Source organism: Vibrio sp. 10N.222.46.A1, from assembly GCF_041473595.1.
In the GTDB taxonomy this organism is placed as follows: domain Bacteria; phylum Pseudomonadota; class Gammaproteobacteria; order Enterobacterales; family Vibrionaceae; genus Vibrio; species Vibrio tasmaniensis_A.
Map to the genome: position 1 here is coordinate 1 of NZ_JBFRSN010000324.1, position 4,688 is coordinate 4,688.

Consider the following 4,688-nt stretch of genomic DNA (forward strand, 5'->3'; position numbering starts at 1 on the left):
ATAGAGGGTGATTATAATTTGTTTGTTTTTCAGTTAGTTAGTGGGTTGTAAAGCATTGCATTTCTATATTTGACATGTGATCCAAGACGTGTTTTGAAACTAAATTTCGTAAGTGACTAGAAAGTTAGTTCCCCATCAATATATATTTAGCGGCAGAAAATATAATGCAATACATGGTTACATTTTCACTGGGTGCTAACATATAGGCTACGGGGGTGTGCCGTTAGGACCCATATAATTATTTTATCTTTATCAGGAGCATAAACATGTTTAAGAACCTTTTTGCTAGCCTGCAGAAAGTTGGTAAGTCTCTGATGCTACCAGTATCAGTTTTACCAGTTGCGGGTATTTTGCTAGGTGTCGGTGCAGCAGACCTTCCTTTCATTCCAGAAATCGTTTCAAACTTAATGGAACAAGCGGGTGGTTCAGTATTCGGTCAAATGGCACTACTGTTCGCAGTAGGCGTAGCACTTGGCTTTACTAATAACGACGGTGTAGCTGGTCTAGCTGCTATCGTTGGTTACGGCATCATGACTGCTACACTAGGCGTAATGGCTGGTGTAATGGGCGTTGATAAAATCGACACTGGTGTACTAGGTGGTATCCTAGTCGGTGGTGTTGCTGCTTGGGCATTCAACCGTTTCTTCCGTATTCAACTACCAGAGTACCTTGGCTTCTTCGCTGGTAAGCGTGCTGTGCCAATCATCACAGGTTTCTCTGCGATTGGTCTAGCAATCCTACTATCTGTAGTATGGCCACCAGTTGGCGGCGCTATTTCTGCGTTCTCTGATTGGGCTGCTCACCAAAACCCACAAGTGGCGTTTGGTATCTACGGTATCGTTGAGCGTTCTCTGATTCCATTTGGTCTTCACCACGTTTGGAACGTACCTTTCTTCTTCGAAGCTGGTACTTGTGTAAATGCTGCTGGCGAAACTCAAAACGGTGTTCTTACTTGTTACCTAGTTGCTGATGACGCATCTCGTGCAGCGGGCAATGGCTTCGGTCAGCTAGCTGGTGGTTACATGTTCAAGATGTTCGGTCTACCTGCTGCTGCAATCGCGATTGCACATTCAGCTAAACCTGAAAACCGTGCTAAAGTAATGGGCATCATGGCTTCTGCTGCGTTGACTTCATTCCTAACGGGTATCACTGAACCAATCGAATTCTCATTCCTATTCGTTGCTCCTGTACTGTACGCAATCCACGCTCTATTAGCTGGTTCTGCATACGTTCTTGCGAACACTCTAGGTTTTGTACACGGTACATCTTTCTCACACGGTCTAATCGACTTCCTAGTTCTATCTGGCAACGCGTCTAAGATGGGTCTAATGGTTGTATGTGGTGTTGCTTACGCTGCAATTTACTACATCGTATTCCGCACTGTGATTAAAGCACTTGACCTTAAAACTCCGGGCCGTGAAGACGAATCTGAAGAAGAAGTAGTTGCTACAGGTTCTGAACTTGCTGGTGAGCTAGTTGCTGCATTCGGTGGTAAAGCGAACATCACTGGTCTTGACGCTTGTATTACTCGTCTACGTGTTGCAGTAGCTGATACCGCTCTTGTTGACCAAGACAAACTGAAGAAACTAGGCGCTGCAGGTGTTGTTGTAGTTGCTGGTGGCGTACAAGCTATCTTCGGTACTAAGTCTGACAACCTTAAGACAGACATGGATGAGTGGATCCGTAACAACGGTTAATTCGCTGATTCAATAAATTGAAAGGAGGCCTTACGGCCTCCTTTTTTGTTTTCTGCAATATGCAAAATATCCTCACGCTTAAGCTCTTCTTACTCAACTAGTTCTACTCAACTCTATGTGTTAAAGGCCGATACCGAACCTTGAGCACCAGTTCGCTTTTACCTAGCGATGACACCTCTCTTTGTGAACCCAGTACACTATCATTTTTAAAAACAGTCTGAGAATATTATGAAACATCGTTATTTGATCGGCCTTATGTGCTGCAGCGGAGCCGCGTTTGTGCATGCTTCTGAAGCTCCAGATTTGGAAGTTGGATTAGCCATAGACCAAGACCTGAGTGTCGTTGTCGAATTTGATCAGAAATACCGTGCCACGATTGGCAACGACGGTGCTGCATTTGACTACATTTTGAAGCGTGGTCAGTTTGAGGCTGAAGCTCCGTTGAGTTGGTATGTCGGTGCAGGTGCTTGGGCTGAGTGGAATAATGATTTTGGCTTACGTTTGCCTTTAGGTATTAAAGTGAATTTCTACGAAGGTTGGAATGCGTACGTGCAAGTTCACCCTGAGCTCGACATGTATAAAGGTGTTGAATTACAAGTGGGTGGTGCACTGGGTATCACCTACAAGTTCTAGGTGATGAGACAAAAAAATGCCAGCTTAGTAGCTGGCATTTTTGAATGGTTTAAATAAGGTTATTTCTGTTTGTCCATTGCACGCTTTATGCAAATTGCAGCACCACCCCAAGTGATACCAAGACCAAGAACCATCATAATAATCGCACTCGTTGTCATGATTATGCTTCCTTCTTACTTGTCATATTTATGATAATGCCAATCGCTAGTAATCCTGCGATCATTGCCCAACCAAGAGTCAGGTCGTAGCCACCGTAACCGTCTGTAAACAATGCGCTTAGTTTTGTTGCAAGAATGATTGCAAGCATAACTGGAGTGACGAAGCGTAAACATACGTTAAACCATACGCCAATAGAGAAATCTGAAATCTCATTGACGTACGCACGTACATCGCTAACTTTGTTTAGTAACCATGCCATTAGAAGGATTTCAATGAATCCGCCTACCATGATGCCGACGTTGTTAGCGAAGTGATCGACTAGGTCTAGTAGAAGTAGGCCGCCGTTAGTTGCAAATGCCATAGACACCACAACACCAACGCCAATAACAATACTTGCTGCTTTTTTACGGCTCCAGTTCAGCTTGTCCATAATTGCAGATGTTACTGCTTCCATAATTGAGATATGAGAGCTTAAACCAGCCACAACAAGTGCAAAGAAGAATAGTGGACCCAGAATATACGGTGCTGGAAGTAAATTAATCGCAGCAGGTAGCGTAACAAACGCAAGGCCAACGCCTGCTGATACAACTTCAGTTAATGGTTTACCTTGTTCTTGAGCCATGTAGCCAAGAACAGAGAAAATCATAATACCCGCAAGAATTGAGAAACCACAGTTGATAAGAACCGTCATGAACGCGTTGTTCGTAATATCTGATTTTTCAGGCAGGTAGCTTGAGTAAGCCAGCATGATCGCAAAACCGATACTTAGCGTGAAGAAGATTTGTCCATAAGCAGCAGCCCATACTTTTACGTCCCAGATCTTGCTGAAATCAGGTTCGAACATGTAGTTCACACCATCTAGAGCACCAGGAAGGAAAACCATGCGTCCGATAAGCAAAATCACCATTATGAACAACACTGGCATCATTACTTTAGAAGCACGTTCGATACCAGCTTTAACACCACCCACGATAGCTGCATAAGTGATTGCCCAAGCGAGTAACATTGCGCCAGCGATGCCCCATTGGATGCTACCTAGGTTCGTCGGTGAGTTATCACCTAGAGCTAGATATTCACTGAAGAAGAATGCGTTAGTGTCTGTTCCCCAGCTTTGATTGAATGACATACCGAAGTATGAAATTGCCCAACCGATAACGGCAACATAGTAGACCGCGATGACAGCCGCTACACCCACTTGGAACCAGCCAAGCCACTCAAATTTTGAGTTGATGCGCGCTAAGGTTGCAGGTGCAGAGCCACGATATTTTTGACCCATACTGAACTCTAGGATCATAAATGGGATACCAGCCGTAAGCATGGCAAATAGATATGGAATGAAAAAAGCACCGCCGCCATTTTCATAAGCCATATATGGAAAACGCCAAATGTTTCCTAAACCAATAGCAGATCCTACTGCGGCAAGGATAAATCCTGCTCGGGATCCCCACTGTTCTCGCTTCATATTTAACTCCTTTACAACTTCCCTGAGGTATGAAGCTTCTCGTCACGCTGTGCTTGGTAAGGAGATGATAGTTAAAACAGGCAAACGGTTTGACTGTTTACTTTATCTTCCGTGATTAAGCAAAAGTTTAGATTATTATGTTGTTAGCGATTGGAGAACTCAGCGGATAATTCTTAATTGTTTGATGTGTGTTTGCATAACCTGAAATATTCAGCTGATGCGTGCTAATGAGCCTACCTAGTTAGAATGGTTAAAGCAATAGATTAGGTATGTTTAATAACTGTGGTCTTATGGTCTTTAAGATGTTAAATGATGGTTATTTTAGAGGTATGAATTGGTTTGGGGTTTTCTGATTGGTTTATGTGTCTAATTTTTTCTGTTTTATTAGGTTATATGACTTTATTTAAAAGTAGAGCGTATGACTGAAATTCATACACTCTATAGTTGAACTGACCAACTATTCGGAGGTTCTATTGGTATGAGATGGTCATCGATACTTAGAAAGTAAAACTCAGTCCGACATTGGCTTGGAATTGGTTCATCCAGTCGGTATCAAAGCGGATGATGCACTCTTGCCCGTTACTTGGGATGTTACAAACACCGGAGGTGTCGTTATCGACAACGGTACCTAACCAACGTAGTTGTGTGTTTAACGCTAATCGGTCACTAAATTTGTACTCTAAACCACCAAAGATAGAGGTTGAGAACCCATACTTATCTTTTGCCCAGTCTACATC

General features: G+C 43.2%; 4 protein-coding genes and 1 pseudogene. 2 read left to right on the forward strand and 3 right to left on the reverse strand.

Features of this window, described 5'->3' with window-relative positions; all coding sequences use genetic code 11:
* Positions 1 to 266: 266 nt before the first annotated feature.
* Both ptsG and AB4496_RS10675 read left to right on the forward strand, forming a co-directional pair.
* The gene (gene ptsG / locus AB4496_RS10670; RefSeq protein WP_009848984.1) at positions 267 to 1,697 is read left to right on the forward strand and encodes a PTS glucose transporter subunit IIBC; all 1,431 of its coding nucleotides are present in this window, start codon (positions 267 to 269) and stop codon (positions 1,695 to 1,697) included.
* 228 nt (positions 1,698 to 1,925) lie between these two features.
* Complete coding sequence (locus AB4496_RS10675) at positions 1,926 to 2,330, forward strand: hypothetical protein (RefSeq protein ID WP_009848985.1); 405 nt, start codon at positions 1,926 to 1,928, stop codon at positions 2,328 to 2,330.
* Positions 2,331 to 2,389: 59 nt separating this feature from the next.
* Here the strand turns inward: AB4496_RS10675 and AB4496_RS10680 are convergent, their stop codons facing one another.
* The 3 genes and pseudogenes from AB4496_RS10680 to AB4496_RS10690 form a co-directional block, all read right to left on the reverse strand.
* The gene (locus AB4496_RS10680; protein ID WP_009848986.1) at positions 2,390 to 2,488 is read right to left on the reverse strand and encodes a methionine/alanine import family NSS transporter small subunit; all 99 of its coding nucleotides are present in this window, start codon (positions 2,486 to 2,488) and stop codon (positions 2,390 to 2,392) included.
* 2 nt (positions 2,489 to 2,490) lie between these two features.
* Positions 2,491 to 3,951: a sodium-dependent transporter gene (locus AB4496_RS10685; protein ID WP_009848987.1), complete on the reverse strand. Its 1,461-nt coding sequence runs from the start codon at positions 3,949 to 3,951 to the stop codon at positions 2,491 to 2,493.
* A gap of 497 nt (positions 3,952 to 4,448) precedes the next feature.
* Positions 4,449 to 4,688: pseudogene (locus AB4496_RS10690) on the reverse strand (porin family protein); the annotation flags it as partial.

Excerpts from the sequence above, each read along its gene's own strand:
- AB4496_RS10675 (WP_009848985.1), top strand. The coding sequence starts at position 1,926 with ATGAAACATCGTTATTTGATCGGCCTTATGTGCTGCAGCGGAGCCGCG.
- ptsG (WP_009848984.1), top strand. The coding sequence starts at position 267 with ATGTTTAAGAACCTTTTTGCTAGCCTGCAGAAAGTTGGTAAGTCTCTG.
- AB4496_RS10680 (WP_009848986.1), bottom strand. The coding sequence starts at position 2,488 with ATGACAACGAGTGCGATTATTATGATGGTTCTTGGTCTTGGTATCACT.
- AB4496_RS10685 (WP_009848987.1), bottom strand. The coding sequence starts at position 3,951 with ATGAAGCGAGAACAGTGGGGATCCCGAGCAGGATTTATCCTTGCCGCA.